Annotated in this window: 18 protein-coding genes; 4 read left to right on the top strand and 14 right to left on the bottom strand. The window is 74.9% G+C overall.

Annotated elements, in window-relative coordinates:
* Window positions 1-5 precede the first annotated feature (5 nt).
* A complete protein-coding gene (locus ACFQ8T_RS00370) occupies window positions 6-989 on the bottom strand; it encodes an ABC transporter permease (protein ID WP_430544590.1) in 984 nt (327 codons plus the stop codon).
* Between the two features lie 504 nt (window positions 990-1,493).
* Window positions 1,494-2,909: an LVIVD repeat-containing protein gene (locus tag ACFQ8T_RS00375; RefSeq protein WP_430544591.1), complete on the bottom strand. Its 1,416-nt coding sequence runs from the start codon at window positions 2,907-2,909 to the stop codon at window positions 1,494-1,496.
* A gap of 157 nt (window positions 2,910-3,066) precedes the next feature.
* Here ACFQ8T_RS00375 and ACFQ8T_RS00380 point away from each other — a divergent pair, with 157 nt between their 5' ends.
* On the top strand, window positions 3,067-3,792 hold the full coding sequence (locus ACFQ8T_RS00380; RefSeq protein WP_430544592.1) for a DUF305 domain-containing protein: 726 nt from the start codon (window positions 3,067-3,069) through the stop codon (window positions 3,790-3,792).
* Window positions 3,793-3,801: 9 nt separating this feature from the next.
* Here ACFQ8T_RS00380 and ACFQ8T_RS00385 read toward each other — a convergent pair whose 3' ends face one another.
* From ACFQ8T_RS00385 to ACFQ8T_RS00395, 3 genes are all read right to left on the bottom strand, one after another.
* A complete protein-coding gene (locus tag ACFQ8T_RS00385; protein WP_430544593.1) occupies window positions 3,802-4,680 on the bottom strand; it encodes a LysR family transcriptional regulator in 879 nt (292 codons plus the stop codon).
* Between the two features lie 352 nt (window positions 4,681-5,032).
* Window positions 5,033-7,267 (bottom strand): SpoIIE family protein phosphatase, encoded by a 2,235-nt coding sequence (locus ACFQ8T_RS00390; RefSeq protein ID WP_430545079.1) that lies wholly within the window; start codon window positions 7,265-7,267, stop codon window positions 5,033-5,035.
* 100 nt (window positions 7,268-7,367) lie between these two features.
* Window positions 7,368-8,195, bottom strand: coding sequence for a type II CAAX prenyl endopeptidase Rce1 family protein (locus ACFQ8T_RS00395; protein ID WP_430544594.1), 828 nt, complete (start codon window positions 8,193-8,195; stop codon window positions 7,368-7,370).
* A 92-nt stretch (window positions 8,196-8,287) separates the two neighbouring features.
* On the opposite strand from ACFQ8T_RS00395, the gene ACFQ8T_RS00400 reads away from it, so the two are divergent.
* Window positions 8,288-10,075 (top strand): SpoIIE family protein phosphatase, encoded by a 1,788-nt coding sequence (locus ACFQ8T_RS00400; protein ID WP_430544595.1) that lies wholly within the window; start codon window positions 8,288-8,290, stop codon window positions 10,073-10,075.
* Between the two features lie 56 nt (window positions 10,076-10,131).
* On the opposite strand, the gene ACFQ8T_RS00405 is transcribed toward ACFQ8T_RS00400, so the two are convergent.
* The 8 genes from ACFQ8T_RS00405 to ACFQ8T_RS00440 all read right to left on the bottom strand — a co-directional run bounded on the left by ACFQ8T_RS00405 (window position 10,132) and on the right by ACFQ8T_RS00440 (window position 19,480).
* Window positions 10,132-11,166: a WxL protein peptidoglycan domain-containing protein gene (locus tag ACFQ8T_RS00405; RefSeq protein WP_430544596.1), complete on the bottom strand. Its 1,035-nt coding sequence runs from the start codon at window positions 11,164-11,166 to the stop codon at window positions 10,132-10,134.
* A 7-nt stretch (window positions 11,167-11,173) separates the two neighbouring features.
* Entirely contained in the window at window positions 11,174-12,853 is a 1,680-nt protein-coding gene (locus ACFQ8T_RS00410; RefSeq protein ID WP_430544597.1) for an HtaA domain-containing protein, read from the bottom strand.
* A 79-nt stretch (window positions 12,854-12,932) separates the two neighbouring features.
* Window positions 12,933-14,312 (bottom strand): hypothetical protein, encoded by a 1,380-nt coding sequence (locus ACFQ8T_RS00415; RefSeq protein WP_430544598.1) that lies wholly within the window; start codon window positions 14,310-14,312, stop codon window positions 12,933-12,935.
* Window positions 14,309-15,568, bottom strand: coding sequence for a hypothetical protein (locus ACFQ8T_RS00420; RefSeq protein WP_430544599.1), 1,260 nt, complete (start codon window positions 15,566-15,568; stop codon window positions 14,309-14,311). The genes ACFQ8T_RS00415 and ACFQ8T_RS00420 overlap by 4 nt, the downstream gene beginning before the upstream one ends.
* Window positions 15,565-16,383 carry a heme ABC transporter ATP-binding protein gene (locus ACFQ8T_RS00425; protein WP_430544600.1) on the bottom strand — a complete coding sequence of 273 codons (819 nt, stop codon included), beginning with the start codon at window positions 16,381-16,383 and terminating at the stop codon, window positions 15,565-15,567. The genes ACFQ8T_RS00420 and ACFQ8T_RS00425 overlap by 4 nt, the downstream gene beginning before the upstream one ends.
* Window positions 16,380-17,486, bottom strand: a complete 1,107-nt coding sequence (locus ACFQ8T_RS00430) for a FecCD family ABC transporter permease (RefSeq protein ID WP_430544601.1) — start codon at window positions 17,484-17,486, stop codon at window positions 16,380-16,382. Before ACFQ8T_RS00430 ends, ACFQ8T_RS00425 begins: the two co-directional genes overlap by 4 nt.
* Entirely contained in the window at window positions 17,483-18,658 is a 1,176-nt protein-coding gene (locus ACFQ8T_RS00435) for a hemin ABC transporter substrate-binding protein (protein WP_430544602.1), read from the bottom strand. Before ACFQ8T_RS00435 ends, ACFQ8T_RS00430 begins: the two co-directional genes overlap by 4 nt.
* A gap of 174 nt (window positions 18,659-18,832) precedes the next feature.
* Window positions 18,833-19,480: a heme oxygenase (biliverdin-producing) gene (locus tag ACFQ8T_RS00440; RefSeq protein WP_430544603.1), complete on the bottom strand. Its 648-nt coding sequence runs from the start codon at window positions 19,478-19,480 to the stop codon at window positions 18,833-18,835.
* Between the two features lie 183 nt (window positions 19,481-19,663).
* On the opposite strand from ACFQ8T_RS00440, the gene ACFQ8T_RS00445 reads away from it, so the two are divergent.
* The gene (locus tag ACFQ8T_RS00445) at window positions 19,664-20,293 is read left to right on the top strand and encodes a DinB family protein (RefSeq protein WP_430544604.1); all 630 of its coding nucleotides are present in this window, start codon (window positions 19,664-19,666) and stop codon (window positions 20,291-20,293) included.
* Complete coding sequence (locus ACFQ8T_RS00450) at window positions 20,290-20,712, top strand: VOC family protein (RefSeq protein WP_430544605.1); 423 nt, start codon at window positions 20,290-20,292, stop codon at window positions 20,710-20,712. The genes ACFQ8T_RS00445 and ACFQ8T_RS00450 overlap by 4 nt, the downstream gene beginning before the upstream one ends.
* A 34-nt stretch (window positions 20,713-20,746) precedes the next feature.
* Here ACFQ8T_RS00450 and ACFQ8T_RS00455 read toward each other — a convergent pair whose 3' ends face one another.
* Window positions 20,747-21,271, bottom strand: a complete 525-nt coding sequence (locus tag ACFQ8T_RS00455) for a hypothetical protein (protein WP_430544606.1) — start codon at window positions 21,269-21,271, stop codon at window positions 20,747-20,749.
* Between the last annotated feature and the right edge of the window lie 136 nt (window positions 21,272-21,407).

A 21,407-nucleotide genomic window follows, 5' to 3' on the forward strand; every position in this document is an offset into this window, starting at 1 on the left:
CCCTCTCAGCTGATCCTGATGCGCGGGTCGAGCCACGCGACGACGAGGTCGGCCAGCAGCGCACCGACGAGGGTGCACACGCCGGCGAACGCCGCGATGCACGTCGCGCCGTTGATGTCGTTGTTGACGATCGTCGTGACGAAGTACCGGCCCAGGCCGTTGATCGCGAAGATCGTCTCGGTGATCACGGCGCCCGTGAACACCGTCGCGATCGAGAACGCGACGTTGACGGCCGTCGGGATGAGCGACGTGCGCAGCGCGTGCTTGCGGATCGCGAGGTGCAGCGGCAGGCCCTTGGCCCGCGCGGTGCGCACGTAGTCGGCCTTCATCGTGTCGAGCAGGTACGTGCGCTGCGTGAGGTGGTAGCTCACGGCGCCGATGATCGTCAGCACGATGGTCGGCAGGATGAGGTGCTGCGCCAGGTCGAGCAGCCACAACCAGGGGTTGTCGCCCTCGTAGCTGTGCAACCCGGTGACGTAGAACAACCGGAACCCGAGCGCCTCGTTGATGTAGATCGCGGCGATGACGACGAACAGCGCGAGCACCGCCGTCGGGATCACGAGGAAGAAGGTCGCGAAGCCGCCGAGCACGCGGTCCTGCCACTTGTACTGGCGGATCGCGGTGTAGACGCCGATCGCGACGCCGATGACGATCGCGAGCACCGTGGCGAGCGTGACGAGCTGCGTCGACGCGCCGATCCGCGTCGCGACCGCGCTGGCCACCGGCTCCTGGTCGGGGCTCAGGCCCCAGTTCCAGTGCAGGACGATCTCCGTCAGCCAGCGCCAGTAGCGCAGCAGCAGCGGGTCCTCGTCGTTGATGTTCGCCGCCGTGAGGGACGCGTTGATGGAGTCCATCGGCGGGCGCGGGTTGCGCGACAGGTAGTTGGACCGGGGGTCCATGAAGACCGAGGCCAGCAGGTACGTCGCCGAGACGGCGACGAAGAGCATCGCGACGTAGTTCGCACCACGCCGCAGGAGGAACCGGCCCATCAGTCGTGACCGACCACGCTCGTCGGTGCGGGCACGGGGGTGCCCCCTCGTCCGGGTGGCTGGTTCCCGGTCAGCATGGCGAGAGGCGCGACACGCATGGACTTCCCTGTGCACTGGGGGCTCGTGGCCCGACGACGCGCGTGGCCCCTGCCCGGTGGGTGCGGGCCGCGCGCACTGATGACGAAAGCGCAGGCCGGGCTGGTTTGGCAGGGCGCCTCACGATAGACCTGTGCAACAGTCGCTGACCTTACTCGCGCTCTGTTTCGCCGTGGTTCACGTCTTGTCACACGGGCGTTCAGCGCACCGGAGATGAGACGCAGAACACACCATAAGGCCGATAAAATTGCAGGTCGGCGCGTTCTGGACCGGTGAACATATCGATTCGATCACGATCGTCGTCCCGGCCACCTATCGGGCCGGAGCGCCGACGGACGACGGCGGCCGGCCCACCCGTGGGTAGACCGGCCGCCGTCGACCCTCCCGGCCGCTGCCGGGCTCAGCGACTCAGAACTTCTGCTGCATCTGCGGGTTGAGCGACCTGAGGTCGGTCTTCGCCTTCCCGTCGATCCGGTCGTCGATGTCGAACGTGTCGAAACCGATCCCCAGGTCGTTCGAGTAGGCGTAGCCGTTGTACCAGTAGGTGGACCAGGTGCCACCGCTGGAGACGCCCGCGCCGCGGTCGAACCAGGCGAGCTCCCGCGGCTTCTTCGAGTTGGTGAAGTCGAACACCGAGACGCCGCCCTGGTACCAGGACTGGACCATGAGGTCCTTGCCCTTGACCGGGATCAGCGAGCCGTTGTGCGCCACGCAGTTCTCGGTGGCGTCGTTGATGCGCGGGATCTTGTAGTAGCTCTGGAACACGAGCTTCGTCTCGTGCTTCCCGCCCTTCTTCCGCTCCTTCTCGATGTCGTAGATGCCGTTGGCACCGAGCTCCGGGGCGTACTCGCCGGTGCAGGTCGCCAGCCCGCCGCCGCCGAGCTCGTCGGTGAAGACGACCTTGGTCGCGTCGTTGTTGAAGGTGGCCGAGTGCCAGAACGCGAAGTTCTCGGTGTCCCGGACCGTGCTGATCACCTTCGGGTGGGCACGGTCCTTGATGTCCATGAGGATGCCGTCACCCATGCACGCACCCGCCGCGAGGTCCTTCTGCGCGTAGGTGGTGATGTCGTGGCAGCCGGACGTCGCCGAGGCGCGCCGGTCCGGGTCGCCCTCGTAGCCGCCCTCCGGGAAGAGGTTCGGCGTGCCCACGAGCGTGGCGGCCGCCGGGTTCTTCACGGGGATCTTCACGACCGAGATGATGTCGTGCGGCGGCTGGCAGTCGGGGTAGGTCGAGCTCGGGCTGTACGACGAGACGTAGACGTACAGGTCCTTGCCGTTCTTGCTCGGCGCCAGGGAGTGGGTGTGGGAGCCGCAGGCCGTCTCGACGGACTTGACGTACTCGGGCTCCAGCGGGTCGGAGATGTCCCAGACCTTGATGCCCTCCCAGGCGTCCTTCTCCGTCGCGGGCCGGGTCGTCGAGGCGCACGAGTCGTCGCTGCGCGACGAGTCGGTGGAGAGCACCAGGACGTCGCCGTAGACGGAGATGTCGTTCTGCGAGCCCGGGCAGTACACCTGCAGCGCCTGGACGGGCTCCTCCGGGTCGGAGAGGTCGTACACGGTGAAGCCGTCGTAGTTGCCCGCGAAGGCGTACTTGCCCTGGAACGCGATGTCCGAGCCGGTGCCCTGCAGGGCGCCGTTCTTCGGGTTGTTGCTGAGGTGCTCGATGTTCGACGACGCCACCTCGCCCGGCGGGACGTCGGGCTCGGGGGCGTCGGACGCCGACGCGGGGGCCGCGAGCCCCAGCGCCCCCGCGACCAGGGTCAGCGAGAGGGCGACACCGGCGACGCCTCTCGTCCGTGAACTGCTCGTCCGTGAACTCCGCATCCGTGGACTCCTCTTCCGTGAACTCAGGGTTGGACGACGCGCAAGCGCCACACATCGTTGTGTTGGTCACACTGAGTGTTGTCTGGAAGCATCCTCCCCACCAGGTGTGCGGGCATCTTTTTACGCCGTGGCAACAACCTCAGGAGAGGATCTTCCGGTGACCACAGACCCCCGGATCGGTCGGACGGGCGGCCGTCGCGCCGCCCTGACCTGCGTCGTCGCGCTCGCCCTGGGGCTCTCCGCCGGGTGCACCGCCGAGGAGCCCGCGCCGGTACCGACGCCGTCGTCTGCCGTTCTCGCGCCGGGGAAGCCCGGCGAGCCCGCCGAGACCATCGCCCCCGAGGACTACGAGGGCATGGGCGACGCCGACGTCGTCACCGAGGCCGACGCCGACTTCATGACGCGGATGATCGGCCACCACGCCCAGGCCGTGGAGATGGCGCAGCTGGTCCCCGAGCGGTCGGGGTCGGCGCCGCTCGCGAAGTTCGCCGACCGCATCCGCCTGACGCAGGACGGCGAGATCGACTACATGAGCCGCTGGCTCGAGGACCAGGGACTCCCGGTGCCCGCGGTGGCGACGGCGTCGGCCGCGCCGTCGGACGGGAGCGGGCCGCGCGCCCCGCAGGCCCACGACCACGGCTCCATGCCCGGCATGCTGACCGAGGCCGAGATGACGGCCCTGGCGGACGCCGACGGCACCGCGTTCGACCGGCTGTTCCTCGAGGGCATGATCAAGCACCACGCGGGCGCGCTGGAGATGGTCGACGACCTCAGCGCCGCCGGGCGGGACGAGACGGTCCAGGAGTTCGCCGCGAACGTGGCGGCGGACCAGATCGCGGAGATCGACCGGATGTCCCGGCTGCTCGACGAGCTCCCCGGCTGACGGGTCGGCTCACTCCTCGCGGGCGACCTCCGCGACGAAGGCCCGCAGCGGCGGGGTCGCGTCGGAGGAGCGCCACACCAGCGCCCAGCGCACCGCGGGCGCGCCGTCGAGCGGGAGGTACGTGACGCCCGGCCACGGGAAGTAGCGGCGGCCCTCGTCGGGCACCGGGCACACCACCTTCCCCGCGGCGACGAGGGCGAGGATCTCCTGGTAGGTGGCGGCGGCCGGTCCGCGCGGGACCTCCCGCCCGGCCGGCGTCCGCTCGGGCAGGACGCCGGCCAGCCATGCCGGCGGCGCCGCCCCGCGGACCGCGGGCACGGCGTGCTCGGCGAGCGCCTCGACGTCGACGCGCCCCGCCGCCGCGAGCGGGTGGTCCGTCGCCACCAGGAGCCGCAGCGGCTCGGACCGCAGCACGGGTCCGACGGTGAGGTCGGGCTCCTCGACGGGGAGCCACGTCGTCAGGAGGTCGACGTCGCCGCGCCGCAGCGCGGCGAACGGGTCGCTGAAGACGACCTCACGGAAGCGCAGCTCGACGTCGGGGTGCCGGGCCCGGAACCGGGCGAGGTCGGGCTCCAGCTCGTGCGCCTGCCCGCCCATGAAGCCGAGCGTCAGCGTGCCGGCCACGCGCCGCGCCGCGGCCGTGGCGGCGGCGACGGCGGCGCCGATGCCCTCGTACGCGGGACGCAGGCCCGCGCGCAGCACCTCCCCCACCGCGGTGAGCTCGACCTTACGGCTGGTGCGCTCGAACAGCACCGCCCCGACGGCCCGCTCCTGCTTGCGGATCGACTGGCTCACGAGCGACACCGAGACGTGCAGCCTCTCCGCCGTCCGGCCGAAGTGCAGCTCCTCCGCGAGGGTCAGGAAGATCTCGATCTCACGCAGCTCCACGCCCCGTCGCACCCCTCGCCGCCGTGCCCCCTCGGCCCGGGGCGACCGATCGTTGACCCGGGGTGAACGAGCGTAGCCGGATCGGCCGTTGATCCGTGCCGGGGCCGCGGCGAGCCTGGGAACGCCCGCGAGGGCCGACCGCACCACGCCCAGGAGGACCACCATGCGCCCACCCGTCGCCGCCCAGCACGGCTCCTCGAACGCCCGGATCGACGGCGGCCCGCGCCGGCACGATCGCCCGCTGCACCGGCCCGCCCCCGCGCGCCGCCTGCCGCCGGCGTCGGTCCGGCGGCGCCGCCGGACCGCGAGCGCGAGCGCGCTCGAGCGTGAGGACGACGACGGGCGCCCGCCGTCAGCCGCGGCCCAGGGCCGTCACCATGAGCATCGTGGAGTCGTCGTCGGACTCGAGCCCGGCGAGCTTGTGCTCGATGACCTCGAGGTCGCGGGTGAGCCCCACGGTCGAGCGGAGGTCCTCCAGCCGCTCCAGGATCCGCGTGCCACGCCGCTCCACGAGGCCGTCGGTGTAGAGCAGCAGGGACTCGCCGGGCGCGAGGTCGACGCGGCCCGCGCGCACGGTCTCGCGCATCGCCCCGACCGGCGGGTTGCGGACGACCTCGACCAACCGCGCGCCGTCCGCGTCCGCGACGACGGGCGGCAGGTGCCCGGCGCAGACGTAGTCGACGCCGCCCGAGCCGGTCTCGGGGTCGACGTCGAGGATGCCGACCAGCAGCGTGGCCATGTCGTCGGTGAGGAGCGTCCGGGCGAGGCGGTCCAGGCCGGCCGCCGCCGTCGCGACGTCACGGTGCTCCAGCAGCAGGGAGCGCAGGCCGTTGCGCAGCTGGGTCATCGCCGACGCGGCGGGCAGCCCGTGCCCGGCGACGTCCCCGATGACGAGGGCGGTGCGGCCGTCGGGCAGCTCGAACGCGTCGTACCAGTCGCCCCCGACCCGGCCGCCGTCCGCGGGCCGGTAGCGGGCCTCGAGCCGCCACCCGGGCACGGTCGGCAGCTCCGCCGGAAGCGAGGAGTGCTGCAGCACCAGCGCCGCGCCCAGGTCGGGCCGGGACCGCCGGTACAGGAGCTCGACGACGGTCCGGCGCGCCACGAGGGCCGCACGGACGTCGTGGTCCGACCAGGGCTCGCAGGTGCCGTGCACGGCCTCGCGCCACGCCGCGAACGACCGTCGTGGGCTCACGCGCACGACCGCGCCGCTCTCGTCCCGGTCGACCGTCTTCTCGTGCGGGTCGCCGCCCCACGTGACCTCGCGCGCGACCTCGCTGCGGAACAGGGCGAGCAGGTCCCCGTCGGGCAGCGGGGCGACGAGCGCGCCCGCGACGTCGCCCAGCCGGTCGGCCAGCTCCGGGTGCTCGGCCCGCAGGTCGTGCGACGCGTACACCGGCTCCGTGCCGCCGTCCTTCCGGGGCCGCGCCGTCCGCCGCACGACGTCGACCACGGCCTCGGGCTCGTCCGGGACCAGCCCGACCATCGCCGTCGCGTCCCCGGTGCGGACCATCGCGCCGTCGGCGCCGAGGATCCGCAGCAGCCCCGGCTGCGCGACGGCGTCGGCCACCGGGTCGTCCTCCGCCCGGACCAGCGCCTCGAGCGCACGGGAGACCTCGCGGGCGTGCTGCGCGTCGTCCGCGGCGGCACGCACCACCATCTGCAGGGACAGACCCGCCGCGAGCGCCTCGGCCGCCGCGCGGACCTCGAGCGACGGCGTGTGCGGGCCGGCGACGTGATGGCACGCGACCATCCCCCACAGCCGCCCGCCCTGCAGCAGCGAGATCGACATCGAGGCGGCGACGCCCATGTTCCGCAGGTACTCGACGTGCACCGGCGACACCGCGCGCAGGCCGGCGAACGAGAGGTCGGTCGGCTCTCCGGCGGCCGGCAGCAGCGCGGGCACCAGGGGCCGGGGCACGGACGCGACGTCGTGGATGAGGCGCAGCCAGCTCTTCTCGTAGAGGGCGCGCGCCTGGGGCGGGATGTCGCCGGCCGGGTACCGGTGGCCGAGGAAGGGCTCGAGGTCGGCACGCCGCGCCTCGCCCACGACCTGGCCGTGGTGGTCCTCGTCGAACCGGTAGACCATCACCCGGTCGAAGCCCGTCACCTCCCGCACCCCGCGCGCCGTGAGGTCGTACAGCTCGTCCAGCGAGCCGGCGGTCGCCGCCTGGCCGAGCACGGTGTACGCGGCGCGGTACGGCTCCGCCGGGTCGGCGGCCTGGTCCGCGAGCGGCTCGAGCTCGACGACCACGGCGCCCTGCGGGTTGCGGTGGGTCGACGCGACCCACGTGCGGCCGTCCAGCGTCACGCGCCGGAGACCGTCCGCGAGCGGCCCGCCCTCGGTGACGTCCTCGAGCCGCAGGGCCGCCACGGCCTCGGCGCCGATCACGGCGGTCAGGGGCCGGCCGAGGACGTCGGCCGGCTGCGGGCCGAGCAGCTCGGGCAGCGTGGCGGAGGCCTGCACCACCACGTCGTCGTGCAGCACGAGCAGCACCCCGCGGGGCTGCACCGTGCCGGGCACGTGGATGGGTTCCGCGGCGCAGGTGTCGAGAGCGTCGTCGTCCGGGCCGTGCTCGGGGTCCTGCATGTCGTCCACACCCGTCCGGGCTCGATCGTGCTCAGCTGCCGCGTCTTGGCATGGGCGCACCCTCCCACAGCGGGGCGCACGCGCCAAACAGCGCCCTGCCTCAGGGCGCGGTGACGAAGACGTCGAAGAGCTCGGGGTGGTGGCCGTGCACCAGCACGGCGAAGACGACGGCGTCGAACAGCAGGTGCACGGTCACGACGTACGGGAGGCTCTTGTAGCGGGCGAAGATCCACCCCTGCACCAGGGCGAACGGCACGGTGAGCAGCGGCCCCCACTCGCGGTAGCCGAGCTCCCACAGGAAGGACACGAAGATCACGGCCTGCAGCCCGTTCGCCGTCCACAGCCCGAAGTGGCGGCGCAGCAGCGCGAACACCGTGCACACGAAGAACAGCTCGTCCCAGATGCCGACGGCGTTGACGCCGACGAACAGCCGGGCGACGTCCTGCCCGCTCTCGAGCTCCGGCCAGTTGAGGTAGGCACCGGAGCCCAGGAAGTACCAGGGCAGCACGAGGTAGCCGACCGCCACCACGACGACGAGGTAGACATACTGCCCGCGCGACCAGCGCCGGCCCGTCGCGACGGGGAACCGTACCGCCCCCGCGCCGTCGTCGTCGCGGAACCAGTACCGCGACGCCGCCCACGGCACCAGCACGGCCAGCGACAGCACGACGGCGAACCGCGCCATCCCGGCGTCGGACAGGTCCGCCTCGAGGGAGATCGTCGAGATGATGCCGAGCGCGACGGCGATCAGCGCGAGGTCGCGGCCCAGCCGCCGGTCGACGAGCAGGCCGAGCGCGACGCCGGCCACGAGCGGCACGTAGGCGAGCGGGCGCACGTGCACCGCGAACAGCAGCACGGCCGACGCGGACACGAGGGCGGCGGCCAGGATCCGCGGCAGCGCGGCGGGGGCACGGCGGGTGACGTCCATCGTTCGGCGAGGATATCCGGCGGCCTGCGTGGAAGAATCCGGGGCATGGTCGCGGGTCGCGGAGCGCAGAGCCGTGCCGGGGGCGCGCGCCCGTGACGTCTCGATCCTTCGACAGGACGGCCCCCGCCCAGGACGCCCCGACCGCCGGCGCCGTGCAGGCGCTCGTCGCGGCCGGGCTCGCGCGGCCGATCGCCGACGAGTCGTTCGACCGCTTCGCACGGCTCGTGCAGCGCCAGGTCGACGTCCCCACGGCCCTCGTGACCCTCGTGCTCCCGGACTCGCAGGTGTACCCCGGCGCCCTCGGGCTGCCCGACCCCTACCAGGCCACCCGGCGCACCACCCTGACCGAGCCGTTGTGCGGCGAGACCGTCCGCACCGGCCAGCCCCTGGTCGTCGAGGACCTCCGCGCCGACCCGCGCTTCGCGAGCCGCGAGACGGTCACCGAGCTCGGTATGGGGTCGTACGCGGGTTTCCCGATCTTCGACCGGCACGGCACCGCCGTCGGCACGGTGTGCGCGCTGGACACCGAGGCGCACGCGTGGAGCGCCACGGACCTCGCCACCCTGGCCGACCTGGCCGCCGCCTGCACCGCCGAGCTGCGTCTGCGCCTCGAACGGCAGCGCGCGCACCGCATCCAGCAGGTGGCGGTGCACGCCACGCGCCGCACCCGCATGCTGCTCGACCTCACCGACAGGTTCGCCGCCGCGACCACCCTCGACGAGATCGTGGACGCGCTGCGCACGTCGGGCCCCGGGCTGGGCACCGTGTGGGCCGCGCTCGCGCTGGCGGCGCCCGGCGGGTCCGGCCTCACCCTCGTGGAGCGCGACGGCGCCTACCCCTACCTGCCGCGGCACTGGCGCCTCGACGACCCGGCGGTGGCGGCCGTCGCCCGCGCCCGCCGGTCCGCGTTCTACCGGGACGGCGCGGCCGCCCTGCGCGACCAGCCCACCTGGGAGCCGTGGATCGACCCGTCGCTCGGCGGCCTCGCACTGGTGCCGATGGTCGTGGACGACCAGCTGCTCGGCGTCGTCGTCCTGCTCTGGCGCGGCCCCCACGAGCACGACGACGAGAGCCGTCGCACGGCCGCCACGCTCGCGTCGTGCGTGGCGCAGGCCCTGGTGCGCATCCGCGTGCTGGAGGACCGGCACCGCGTGGCCACCACGCTGCAGGCCGCGATGCTCACCGACCTGCCCCGCGTGCCGTACCTGGAGCTCGCGTCGACGTACGCGTCCGCGACCCGCACGGACAAGGTGGGCGGCGACTGGTACGACGCGGTGGAGCTCGACCCGCGCTCGACCGTGCTGATGATCGGCGACGTCACCGGGCACGACATGCAGGCCGCCGCCCGCATGGGCCAGCTGCGCGCCATGCTGCGCACCCTCGCGTGGTGCCAGGACGCCCCGCCGGCGCGGCTCCTGCGCGAGCTGGACCGCGCCAACCGCGGGCTCGGGCTGACGGCCAGCGGCACCGCCGTCGTCGCACGCCTGGACCGCACCGGCCGCGGCGAGCCGGGCAGCGGCGACGACCGGTGCCGGCTGTGGTGGGCCAGCGCCGGGCACCCGCGGCCGGTCGTGCTGCGCGCCGACGGGAGCGTGCACGAGCTCGACGGCCGCCCCGACCTCATGCTGGGCGTCGACCCGTCGGTCGTGCGCCGCGACCACGCGGCCGAGCTCGGCCCCGGCGACACCCTGCTGCTGTACACGGACGGTCTCGTGGAGTCGCGCACCGCGACGTTCGCCGCCCGCGCCGCGGACCTGCGCGCCGTGCTGGCGGACCTGCACGGCAGCACGACGGCGGAGCTGCCGCAGCGGCTCGTCGACCGGATGGTGCACGGCCAGCAGCGCGACGACGTGGCCGTGCTCGCCGCCCGGGTCCGCTGACCGCCGAGGTGGTACGGAACCTGCCGAGGTAGTAGCGGACCGCGCGGGTTTCGCTACTACCTCGCGGGGCTCGGTACTACCTCGCGGGTGCGGCGGGACCGCCACAGCGGCCAGCCGACCGCGGCAGCGACGACGAGGACGACGACGCCGAGCAGCGCCCAGGGCACGGCCCAGCCCGCGGCGGTGCCGGTCGCGGTGGTGGCACCGCCACCGCCGACGCCGACGACGAGCCCGTCGGCGCGGACGTCGGCCGCGACGCGGAACGTCGGGCGCACGCCGTCGACCTGGACGGTGCGGCGCACGACGGCGCCGGGCAGCAGCTCGTCGGCCGGCTCGCCGCCGGCGACGGCGCTCGCGCCCGGCCCGGTGAGCCGGACGGTCTCGGTCGGCACCACGCGCGCGTTGCCGGTGTTGGCGAGCGTGTAGGTCACGGTGGCGCGCGTCGCGCCCACCGGGTTGGCGTTCGGGTGCACGACGACGTCGACGTCGGACACCGCGAGGCCCGGCGCGAGGGCCCCGCCCACCCGGGCGTGCACGCGCAGCGCGAGCCGGCGGTCCACGCTGAGCGCGCCGTCGCCGACCTGCTGGCGGAGAGAGGTCACGACGCCGCCCGCGTGGTCGCCGGGGGTGACCTCGTCGGGGACCCGGAGGGCGAAGGGGACGTCGGCCGACTCCCCCGGCTCGATCGTCACCGTGCCGTCGTCGCCGGCGTCGAGCGCCAGCCACGACCCGAGGTCGGCGGGCTCCTGGTCGGCGGGCAGCAGGTCGAGGTGCCCGCTCGGCGTGGTGACCGCGTCGGTCCCGTAGACCGACAGCTCGAGCGGCGCGGCGGAGCGGTTGGTGACGACCAGGACGTCGCGGACCCGCTCCCCCGGCTCGACGTCGTAGGCGAAGTTGGCGCGCCCGGCGCCCTGCGCCCCGTCCTTCGGGGCGAGGGACCAGGTGAGGTCGTCGGTCGCGGCGTGCGCCGCCGCCGGGGCGGGCAGGACGAGGGCCGCGACGGCGACCGCGGCGGTGGCGAGGACGGCCGCCGCCGCGGCGCGCGCCCGGGACGGGGCGCGCCGCGACGACGGGCGGTGGTGCGTGCTCACGGGCAGGTCAGCCCACCGCGGTGAGGGTCAGCACGCCGGTGTACTCCCCGGCCGGAGTGGACAGCGGGATGCTCAGGTCGAGACCGGCGTCCACGGCGACCGAGCCGGCCGCGTGCCCCTCGGGTGCGGAGACGAGCGTCGCGCCGCCCTTGAGCCCGGAGCCGGAGCCCGCGACGACCTCGGCGCCCGCGACGGCACCCCCGGTGTTGGCGCCGAGCGCCGGCGTCCAGCCGAGGGCGGAGCCGCTGAACGACCGGTTGCCGGCGAAGAAGTCCGTCACCGTGCCAGTGAGGCTCCACGCCGGGCTGCCGGCGCGCGTGTCGGTGACGGTGACGCGGCGCAGGTCGCCGCTCGCGGTGAAGGCCGCGTCGCCCTGCGTGGCGGTGCCGAGGCTGACCGCCCCGCCGGACGCGATGGTCCACGTGAACTCGCCGGGCTCCGGCTCCACCGGGCCACCGCCGTCACCCTCGGGCACCGTGACCTCGACGTCGACGTTCTCGCCGTCGCCACCGGCGGGCGTGAACGCCACGGGCACGGCGAGCTCCTGCGCGGCGTTGGCGGCCGCGCCGCCCGCGGCGTATGTGTACACGCCGTAGACGCCGTCGGCGTCGTCCGTCTTCACCTGGAGGTCTGCGGAGAACGTGCCGTCCTCCTTCAGCAGCACGAGCTGGTCGGCGACGTTCGGGTTGGACGCCTTGAGCTGCGAGTACGACGGCTCCGGCAGCGCCCACTTCTGGCTGACGACCGTGCGTGCCGACGACGCGACGCCGTCCGACGGCCGCCAGTCCTGCGCGAACTTCCCGAAGACGACGTACACGCCGGTCGGCTGGCCGGTGGTGATCGGCGGGCGGGTGGCCATGTTGGCGGCCGGGTCGAAGCCGCTGCCCGTCACGGTGAGGGTGCCGGTCGTCGCGGGGTCGAAGCCGTCGCTCTTCGAGAGCGACACCGCCGGGTTCCAGGTCTGTGCGGGGGCCGCGAGGTCCGCCGTGACCGTGAGGTCGTCGAGCTCGGCGCCCGCCTGGAGGAAGTCCTGCAGCGCGGACGCGCCGGCCGCGGTGAGCGTCACGCCGTCGGCGGTGACGGAGACCTGGTCGCCCGACACGTCGACGGTCGTGGTGGCGACGTCGCCGAGGACGACGTCGTCGCCGCCGTAGGTGCCCGGCTCGTAGTCCAGGTTGTTCTCCGGGATGACGACGCTCAGGTCGCCCACGACCTTCCCGACGCCGCCCGTGACCTCGATGCCCACGTTCTCGACCGTGACCGTGAAGGCGTGCGACGGGAAGTGGAACACCGCGCCGCCGGAGGTCTCGACGGCGAGGTCGTCGGCGTCCGTGACGCTGCCGCCCGTGACGGGCAGCAGGTAGGGCAGCGTCTCGTTCGGCGGCGTCGTGTCGACGGTGGCGGCGGGGGTGCCGTCCACGTCGAACGTCGCCGGCTCGACGAGGGTGATGCGCTCGCCCACCGGCACCGCGCCGACGGGCGGGAGGGCCGCGGTCTGGAGCCCGACGTAGCGGCGGAAGCTCTCGCGGAAGCCCCACGAGGCGCTGCCGCTGTCCGCGACGACGTCCCGCGGCTCGGCGGCCTGGGCGGCGGGCGCCGCGACGAGCGCGGCCCCGAGCCCGACGGCGAGCGCCCCGGCGCCCGCGACCAGCCGGCCGTACCGGGCCGGACCGAAGGTCTTCGACATGTCTGTTGTCCGTTCGTTCGTGGAGGGAGGGGAGGTGGGGTGGGGCGGGGGTCTGAGCGGCCGCTGGGCGCGCTGCCGGCTAGGGCCGGAAGGGCAGCACGAGCCAGCGTCGGCGGAAGCCGACGACGGCCCCCGACGCGGCGAGCAGCAGCCCGGTGGTGGCGACGGCGAGGCGGTCGGTTCCGGTGCCGTCGGCGGTGCGGAGGAGGTCGGGCACGAGCGGTGCGGCCGCGCCGCCGAGCGTCGCCGCCTGCACCGCGGGGAACGCGGTGAGCGGGGCCGCCGCGAGCGTCGCTGCGCCGGGCGAGCGGGGCGTGGCGGGGCCGGCGGCGCCGAGCCCGCCCGGTCCGCCGAGCGCGTCGGTCCCGGGGCCCGGCGCACCGACGGGGCCGGACGCGCCGCCCGACGGGCCGGGACCGGCAGGCGCGGACGAGCCGTCGCCCGCGCCCGACCCGGTGCCGGACCCCGTGCCGACGCCGCTCACCGGCGGCGTGCTGCCGATGCTCTGCGCGGCGTCGAAGCTCACGCCGACGACGGCGGGCGGCTTCGCGGCGTCGCGGTGCCCGGAGGAGTACCAGTACGAGGCCTGCCCGGTGCGCTGCTGGAAGTCGACGAGGCTCTGCGGGAACGAGCCCCAGCACGACCCGGCCGGGTCCTGGCGCACCTGCGCGGCGCTGCTGCCGACGTCGGCGCGCACCCCGCAGTACGCGGGCCGCAGGAACCCGCCCTTGCTGCCGGTGAGCTTCTCGCCGTCGAACCGCGCCAGCGTCACCCGCGTCGCGGGCAGCCGGCCCCACCGCGTGACGTCCTCCCGGTCGGCGGCGTACCCGCCGGCGGTCGCGGTGAGCGTGCCGTCCCCGTCGGCGTCGAGCCGCAGCACCGGGTCGCCGGCCCACCAGTACGTCATACCGCCGTAGAACACGACCGTGAACGAGCCGGCCCAGCGGATCTCCACGGACCCGTCGGCGGCCCGCGTCCCCCGGCCGCCTGCCAGCACGACCTCCGCGCCGGTGGTGGTGGAGAGCGTGACCTGCTCGCCGGTCGGCCCGGTGCACCGGGTGCCGAACGTCGCCTGCCGCTGCGTCGCGGCGGCGCCCGTGCCGACCGTGCGCAGCACCCGCACGTCCCCGGCGCGGCCGTGGTAGAGCGCCGCGTCGCCGTCGTCCCAGATCCGGCTGCCGCCCGTGTTCCCGTCCGTGCCCGGCGTGCCGGCCATGAGGAAGTTGCAGCCCACGTAGTTGCCGGAGCCCGCCTCGGTGTTCACGGCCCACCGCAGCTCGGCGTCGGTCAGCGTCGCGGAGCCGCCGCCGTCGCCGTCCCCGTCGCGCCGGGGCACGGTGACGGTGAGGGGGATGACGTCGTCCGGGTCGTCCGCCGCGAGCGCCGGGGCCGGGGGGACGGCGAGGAGCGCGAGCAGTGCCGCCGCGCCGAGGGCCGCGCGGGCGCGGCGCGCGCTCACGGCCGCACCTCCGCGGCGCGGGCCGCACGGCGCCGCCGCGCGGCGGTGACGGCGGACGTCACGACGAGCAGCAGGAGCAGCAGGGCGGCGGCACCGACGGCGAGCTCGGCGGGGCTGTACGCCAGGCCGAGCGGCCCGGCGCCCCCGGCGCCTCCGTCTGCGCTCGCCGCCGCGACCAGGGCGTCGGCGGCCTCCGCCTCGGCGGGGTCGCGTGTGACGGTCACCTCGACCTCGGGCTCCCGCCCGGACGACGCGCCCGTCAGCCGGAGCACGTGGGTGCCGAGCCGCAGGTCGGACGGCAGCTCGAGCAGGCCCGCCACCTCGCCGTGGGTGCCCGCGCCGAGCGGGCCGACGGCGAGCACCCCGTCGTCGAGGGTCGCGACCACCTGCTCCCCCGGCTCGAAGCCCTGCCCGGCGAAGCTCAGCACCCGGCCCGCCACGGCGGTCGCCCTGTCCACGCCCACGGTGGCCTTGCCGGGCAGCTCGGCCTTCGCGCCGGCGCCCGACGAGGTCCCGCCGTCCGCAGGCGCGGCCTCACCCGAGGTCCCCTGCGCGCTCTCGCCCGGGGTCGCGCTCTCGCTGCCCGGGGCGTCGTCGCCGGATCCGCCAGAACCGCCGGAGCCGCCGTCCCCGCCGGTGCCGGAGGCCGTGGGCGCGTCCGCACCGTCGAACGACACGGGCGTGAACGACTCGTTGGCAGCGTTCGCGACGCCGTGCGCCCCGATGGTGATGACCCCGCACCGCACCTGCGTGCAGTCCACGTCCACGGCGCTGCCGGACCGGTCGACCGTCTGGAAGCGCGCGCCGGGCACGACGAGCGTCGCGGACCACGAGCCGTCGGACGCGATGGTGCCGCCGTTGGCCTCGGCCGCGGTGCTCGACCCGGGGAACGCCACGAAGCGCTGGTAGCCCGCGTTGTCGGCGGCCTCGGAGTCGGGCACGTACCGCAACGTCTCGCCGGTGGCCCCGCCCGCGCTGGGCCGCCACGACCCGCCGGACGGGTCGGACACCCAGCCGAACAGCACGTAGACGCCGCCGAAGGCGTTCTTCACGGACTGGAACCCGCTGCCGTGCAGCGTGAGCGTCGTGGGGCCGTCGGCGGCGGCGCGCGCGGCGCCGTCCAGGCCGGAGACGGACACGCGCGCCGCGGCCTGCGCGGTCGGGGCGGTGGCGACCAGCGTGCCGGCGCCGAGGGCCACGGTGAGCAGCAGCGCCAGCAGCGCCGAGAGACGGGCGGCGGGACGGGTGGGGTTCATGCGAGGTCCTCGGCGAGCGTGGGGAGCGGCGCGCCGTGCCGGGGCAGCACGAGCAGCGACCCGGTGACGGGGTGGGGCAGCACGTCGACGGGGTGGTCGTAGACGTCGGTGAGCAGCGCGCCGGTGAGCACGTCGGCGGGCACGCCGTGCGCGGCGACGCGGCCGCCCGCGAGCACGAGGACGCGGTCGGCCCACGCCGCGGCGAGCGCCAGGTCGTGCAGGACGACGACGACGGCGCCGCCGGCGCGGGCATGGTCGCGGGCCCGGGCCAGCACGCGCTCCTGGTGCCGGACGTCGAGCGCGGCGGTGGGCTCGTCGAGCAGCAGGAGCCGCGGCTCCTGGGCCAGCACGCGGGCGTACGACGCGCGCGACCTCTCGCCCCCGGACAACGTCGGGTAGCGGCGCGCCGCGAGGTGCGTGACGTCGGCGTCGGCGAGGGCGTCCGCGACGACGAGGTCGTCACGGTCCTCCGCGTCGGTGCCACGCCAGGGCGCCCGGCCCATGCGCACGACGTCGACGACGCGGAACGGGAAGCTGACCTGGTTCTCCTGCAGCAGCACGCCGCGGTGGCGGGCGAGCTCCGCCGGTCGGACGGCCGCGACGGGGGCGCCGTCGAGCGTCACGGTGCCCTCGTCGGGCCGCCGGTCCCCGGCGAGCACCGACAGCAGCGTCGACTTGCCCGCGCCGTTCGGGCCGACGACGACGAGCACCTCGCCGACGAGCACGTCGACGTCGACGGCGTCGAGCAGGGTGGCGCCGTCGGCGCGCCCGTCCACCCGCACGGTGGCGCCCCGCACCTGGAGCAGCGCGCTCATGCCCAGCCCCCCGCCTGCCGGCGGGTGCGCCGCACGAGCCAGAGGAAGAACGGCCCGCCGACGAGCGCGGTGAGCATGCCGATCGGCAGGTCCGCGTAGGGCACGGCGGTGCGCGCGACCAGGTCGGCGGCAAGCAGCAGGACGGCGCCGCCCAGCGCGCTGGCGGGCACGAGCACGCGGTGCCCGGGGCCCACGGCCATGCGCACCAGGTGCGGGACCACCAGCCCGACGAACGAGATGATCCCGCAGAACGCGACGGCCGCGGCGGTGAGCAGCGCGACCACGACGACGGCGACGACGCGCAGGCGCTCGACGTCCACCCCCAGGTGCCGGGCGGAGCGCTCCCCGAGGGCGAGCAGGTCGAGCCGGCGCGCCATCGCGCCCGCCGCGAGGAGCCCGACGACGACCAGCGGCGCGACGATCGCGACGTACGCCCACCGGGTGCCGTTGAGGGACCCGAGCTGCCAGAAGATGATCTGCTCGCGCTCCTGGGTGTCGCCCAGGAAGGTGAACAGGGCCAGCACCGCGCCGCACACAGCGTTGATCGCGACGCCGGTGAGGACCAGCGTCACGACCTCCGTGCGCCCGCCGGAACGGGCGAGCGCGTAGACCGCGAAGGTCGCGACGAGCCCGCCGAGGAAGGCGGCGCCCGCCGTCGTCCAGGGACCCGCGACGCTCACGCCGAGCACGATGGTCGCCGACGCCGCGACGGCCGCGCCGGACGAGACGCCGACGACTCCCGGCTCAGCGAGCGGGTTGCCGAACACGCCCTGCATGAGCGCGCCCGCGGCGGCGAGGGCCGCCCCCACGAGCATCGCCATGACCACGCGCGGGAAGCGGATCGTCCACAGGGCCGCGTACCCGTTCGGGTGGGAGGGCTCCGGCCCCAGCTCGAGGCCGAGGCCCCGGGCCAGCCCGCCGAGCACCTCGGCGGGCGGGATGTGCAGGTGCCCCGAGCCCGCCGCGACCACGGCGAGCGCCAGCAGCGCCGCCGTCAGGCCGCCGAAGAACCAGGCCACGCGGGCGGGGACGGCCGGGGGCAGCGGTGCCGGGTCGGCGTCGGGCAGGGCCGCGCGCGGGGCGCGCGGCGCGGTCGCGGTCACCCGTGGCTCCCGGCGGCCGGGCCCCCGGTGGAGACGCTCGTGGGCGCCAGGCTCTCGGGGGCGTACAGCGCGCGGGCGAGCGCGTCGAGCACGGCGGCCGTCTCGGGGCCGAACGCGAGGATCTGCGAGTCGTCCATGGCGACGATGCGGCGGTTCTCCCCTGCCGGGGTCTGGGCGAGGGCCGGCAGCCGCTCCAGGAGCCCGTCGACCCCGCCCGCGGACTCGAGGCCCTTCGACATCATGAGGAGCACGTCGGGCTGCGCGGCGACGATGCCCTCGTCGTTGACGGGCCGCATGCCCTGCCAGCCGATCTCGGACGCGACGTCGACGGCGCCGACCGACTCGACCAGGGAGTCCGCGCCGGAGCCCTCGCCGAACAGGTAGTAGACCCCGGCCTGGCCGCGCACGTAGAGGAAGGCGACGCGCAGCCGGTCGTCCTTCTCCGGCGGCGCGAGCTCCGCGATCTGCGCGACGACGTCGTCGACCTCGGCCTGCGTGCGCTCGGCGAGCTCCGCGCCCTCCTCGGGGACCCCGAGCGCCTCCGCCACGGACCGCACGAGGTCGCCCGACGTCTTCACGCTGCGGTGCGGGTCGAGCACGACGACGGGGATGCCGGCGTCGCGCATCTGCATGAGCACGTCCCACGGGCCGAGCGTCGTGTCGGTGAGGATCACCGTGGGCGCGAGCTCCAGGACGGCCTCGCCGGTCAGCTCGTGGCCGTTCGCCGTCACCAGCGGCAGGTCGGCGATCTCGGGGAAGGTCGAGGAGGTGTCGCGACCCACCACCCGGTCGCCCAGGCCCAGCTCGAAGACGGTGCGTGACAGGGTGCCGTACAGGTCGAGGGCCAGGATCCGGCTCGTGTCGGTGACGGTGACCTCGGTGCCCTGGGCGTCGGTGACGGTGACCGGGAGCTGTGGCTGCGGGTCGTCCGCGACGGGGGCGACGGGCGTCTCGGCCGTGCGCGCGACCGTCTCCCCGGTCCACTCCCGCGGGTCGTCGAGCACGTCCAGCTCGGACAGCGGCGTGGTGTCCACGGCGGCCGCCTGCTCGACGACGCCGCCCGGACCGAGGGCGGTGCAGCCCGTGAGGACCAGCGCGACCAGCGGTGCGACCAGCAGCGCGAGCGGGGCGGCGAGGGCGCGGCGGGCGTGCCGGACCGGGCGGGAGGACATGCGGGGTTCTCTCCTTGGTGGGGCGGCCGCCGAGAGGGGGCCGGGCCGGACGCGACCTCGCGCCGGAGTCCTGCTGAGGCATGCCTAACTTAGGCGAGGCTGGCCTTAGTTGTCACGCGCGAGGCAGGCGTCGACCCGGGTGATCCACGTCACCCGGGCCCGCGCCCGCGGGGGTCAGGGGTGCGCGACGCCCAGCTCGACGAACATCGCGCGGTTGAGGCGGAACGCCTCCTGCGCCTCGGAGACGGCGAGCGCGACCTCGGTGTCGTCGAGGTCGAGCCCGTCGAGGCGCTCGCGGTACACGTCCTTGAACGGCTTGGCCTTGGGGATCTCGGGGAAGTCGTAGAACTCCAGGCCCGCCGCGCCCATGCCGTAGTGGCGCTGCATCATCCGCTGGATGACCTGGCCGCCCGAGAGGTCGCCGAGGTACCGCGTGTAGGCGTGCGCCGCGTAGCAGGCGACGTCGCCGCCGACGGCGTCGAGCCGCGCGACGTAGCGCTCGGTCGCGGGCAGCGCCCGCACGACGTCGCGCCAGCCGGCGCCGTACAGGTGGGCCAGGTCCCGCTCGATGGCGGGCACGCGGGTGAGCTCGTCGAAGACGAGGGCGGCGCCGCGCTCGTCCTGCCGCATCCGCTCGCTCGCCCGCTCGAGCGCCGTGTAGACGGCGAGCTGCTGCGCGGCGAGGTCGGCGTACGCGGCGACGTCGAGCCCGCCCGACAGGAGCCGTTCGACGAAGCCCTCGGACTCCGCCTGCGAGTGCTCGGCGCGTGTGCCCTCGCGCAGTCGGGTCGAGAGCGCGGTCACGTCCGCGAGCACCGTCATGGGACCTCCAGCATCGGGTGTCGTGCCAGGCCATGGACGACCGGCAGGTACCGAGGTAGTGACAGCTCGTCACGACCGGGCGTCACCATAACAGCCGAAGTAAGGGTTGCCTACCCTGGTCTTGCACGGTGGTCGGCGGGACCCGTCGCGCGGACTGTCGGTGCCGCCCGGCAGGCTGGGCCGATGACGACGAGCGAGCTGCCCCCGGACGCCAAGACCGTGCTGCACCGCTACCTGCGCGGTGCGCGCGAAGCGTTGCTGTGGAAGGTGGAGGGGCTGTCGGAGCGAGAGGCACGGATGCCACGCACCCCGACCGGCACCAACCTCCTCGGGCTGGTCAAGCACGCGGCCACGGTGGAGATCGGCTACTTCGGCGACGTCTTCGGCCGCCCCTGGCCGCGTCCCGAGGACGCACCGTGGCTGGCCGCGGCCGACGCTCCCGACGCCGACGCGGACGCGCTCCAGGCGGAGTTCTTCGCCACCGAGGACGAGTCGGTCGAGCAGATCGTCGGCCTGTACCGGCAGGTGTGGGACTTCGCCGACGCCACCATCGACGCCCTGCCGCTGGACGCGCCCGGGCGCGTCTGGTGGTGGCGCGAGGGGAACCGCGACGTCACGCTGCACCAGATCCTGGTGCACGTCTCCACCGAGCTGAGCCGGCACGCCGGCCACGCCGACATCCTCCGGGAGGAGGCCGACGGCGCCGTCGGGATGCGGGCCGGCAACGACAACCTCGCCGACGGCTTCGACTACGCCGCGTTCACCACCAGGCTGCGCGGCACCGCCGAGCAGTTCCCCGGGGCCGCCCGATGAGCGCCCCGGACGTCCCCACGATCCGGCAGGTCGTGCTCGACACCACCGACGCGCGCCGGCTCGCGGAGTTCTACCGCGAGCTGTTCGGGCTCGCGTACCGCGCCGGCGACGAGCCACCCGGCCCCGGGCAACCGGACGAGCGCGGCGCCGACTGGCTGGTGCTGCGGAACCCGGGCGGCGTGCCGCTCGCGTTCCAGCAGGTGGCGTCGCTGCCGCCGACCACCTGGCCCGACGACGGCGTGCCGCAGCAGCTGCACCTCGACGCGACCGTTCCGGACGTCGCCGCGCTGGACCGCCAGCACGAGCGCGCCCTCGCGCTCGGTGCGCGGCTCCTGCTCGACCGGTCCGACGACCCGGAGGAGCCGCTGCGGGTCTACGCCGACCCGGCGGGCCACCCGTTCTGCCTCTTCGTGGGCTGATCCGAGGCCTCCGGGCCGAGCCGTGCGGAGGGGCTCAGCCCCAGGAGTCGCAGCCCCAGCCGTCGCCGTCCGCGTCGAGGCGGTGGTAGTCGGTGCTGCCGACCCAGACCTTCTTGCGGACGTCGGAGCAGTCGAGGTCCGGGCCGGGGTAGTTCCACGGGCCCTTCACGTACGCGCGCACATAGTCCGTCGCGCGGTCGGCCGCGAGGTTGTACTGACCGGCGTACTTGACGACCCACGTGCCCGAGCGCGACTGCGAGTGCTTGTAGCTGTAGGCGCCCTTGCTGTTCGTCTTGAGCGTGGTGATCCGCACCGGCTTCGCGTCACCCGCCGGGTCGAAGTACACGGCGAGCTTCTTGCCGGCACTCGGCACCACCCAACGCCCGGCCTTCTTGTACTTCAGCGTGCCGGACATGGTGACCGTGCCGCCGACCGCGACCGGCTCCGGCTTGGCGTTGAGGGTCAGGCTGGTCGGGTAGACCGTGGCGGCCTGCGCTGGCAGGGCGGCACCGAGGCCGACGACGGCCGCGACGAGCACCACGACGATGCGACGGAGCATGGGAGGGCCTTTCGACGAGTCGGGTCCGGGAAGCGTACGGTCGTCGGCCCACCCCGACGGTCGTCGCGGCCTCGTTTCACCCGCTCTCGTGACGAGCTTCACCCGAGCGCTGCCGTGGGCGACAGCAGGCCCGGGC

The organism is Isoptericola sp. NPDC056618, from assembly GCF_042792715.1.
GTDB classification, from domain to species: domain Bacteria; phylum Actinomycetota; class Actinomycetes; order Actinomycetales; family Cellulomonadaceae; genus Isoptericola; species Isoptericola nanjingensis.

What these genes read in the sequence shown, in the direction of transcription:
- ACFQ8T_RS00370 (WP_430544590.1), bottom strand. Translation starts at nt 989, where the DNA reads ATGGGCCGGTTCCTCCTGCGGCGTGGTGCGAACTACGTCGCGATGCTC.
- ACFQ8T_RS00375 (WP_430544591.1), bottom strand. Translation starts at nt 2,909, where the DNA reads ATGCGGAGTTCACGGACGAGCAGTTCACGGACGAGAGGCGTCGCCGGT.
- ACFQ8T_RS00390 (WP_430545079.1), bottom strand. Translation starts at nt 7,267, where the DNA reads ATGCAGGACCCCGAGCACGGCCCGGACGACGACGCTCTCGACACCTGC.
- ACFQ8T_RS00395 (WP_430544594.1), bottom strand. Translation starts at nt 8,195, where the DNA reads ATGGACGTCACCCGCCGTGCCCCCGCCGCGCTGCCGCGGATCCTGGCC.
- ACFQ8T_RS00410 (WP_430544597.1), bottom strand. Translation starts at nt 12,853, where the DNA reads ATGTCGAAGACCTTCGGTCCGGCCCGGTACGGCCGGCTGGTCGCGGGC.
- ACFQ8T_RS00420 (WP_430544599.1), bottom strand. Translation starts at nt 15,568, where the DNA reads ATGAACCCCACCCGTCCCGCCGCCCGTCTCTCGGCGCTGCTGGCGCTG.
- ACFQ8T_RS00425 (WP_430544600.1), bottom strand. Translation starts at nt 16,383, where the DNA reads ATGAGCGCGCTGCTCCAGGTGCGGGGCGCCACCGTGCGGGTGGACGGG.
- ACFQ8T_RS00435 (WP_430544602.1), bottom strand. Translation starts at nt 18,658, where the DNA reads ATGTCCTCCCGCCCGGTCCGGCACGCCCGCCGCGCCCTCGCCGCCCCG.
- ACFQ8T_RS00440 (WP_430544603.1), bottom strand. Translation starts at nt 19,480, where the DNA reads ATGACGGTGCTCGCGGACGTGACCGCGCTCTCGACCCGACTGCGCGAG.
- ACFQ8T_RS00445 (WP_430544604.1), top strand. Translation starts at nt 19,664, where the DNA reads ATGACGACGAGCGAGCTGCCCCCGGACGCCAAGACCGTGCTGCACCGC.
- ACFQ8T_RS00450 (WP_430544605.1), top strand. Translation starts at nt 20,290, where the DNA reads ATGAGCGCCCCGGACGTCCCCACGATCCGGCAGGTCGTGCTCGACACC.
- ACFQ8T_RS00455 (WP_430544606.1), bottom strand. Translation starts at nt 21,271, where the DNA reads ATGCTCCGTCGCATCGTCGTGGTGCTCGTCGCGGCCGTCGTCGGCCTC.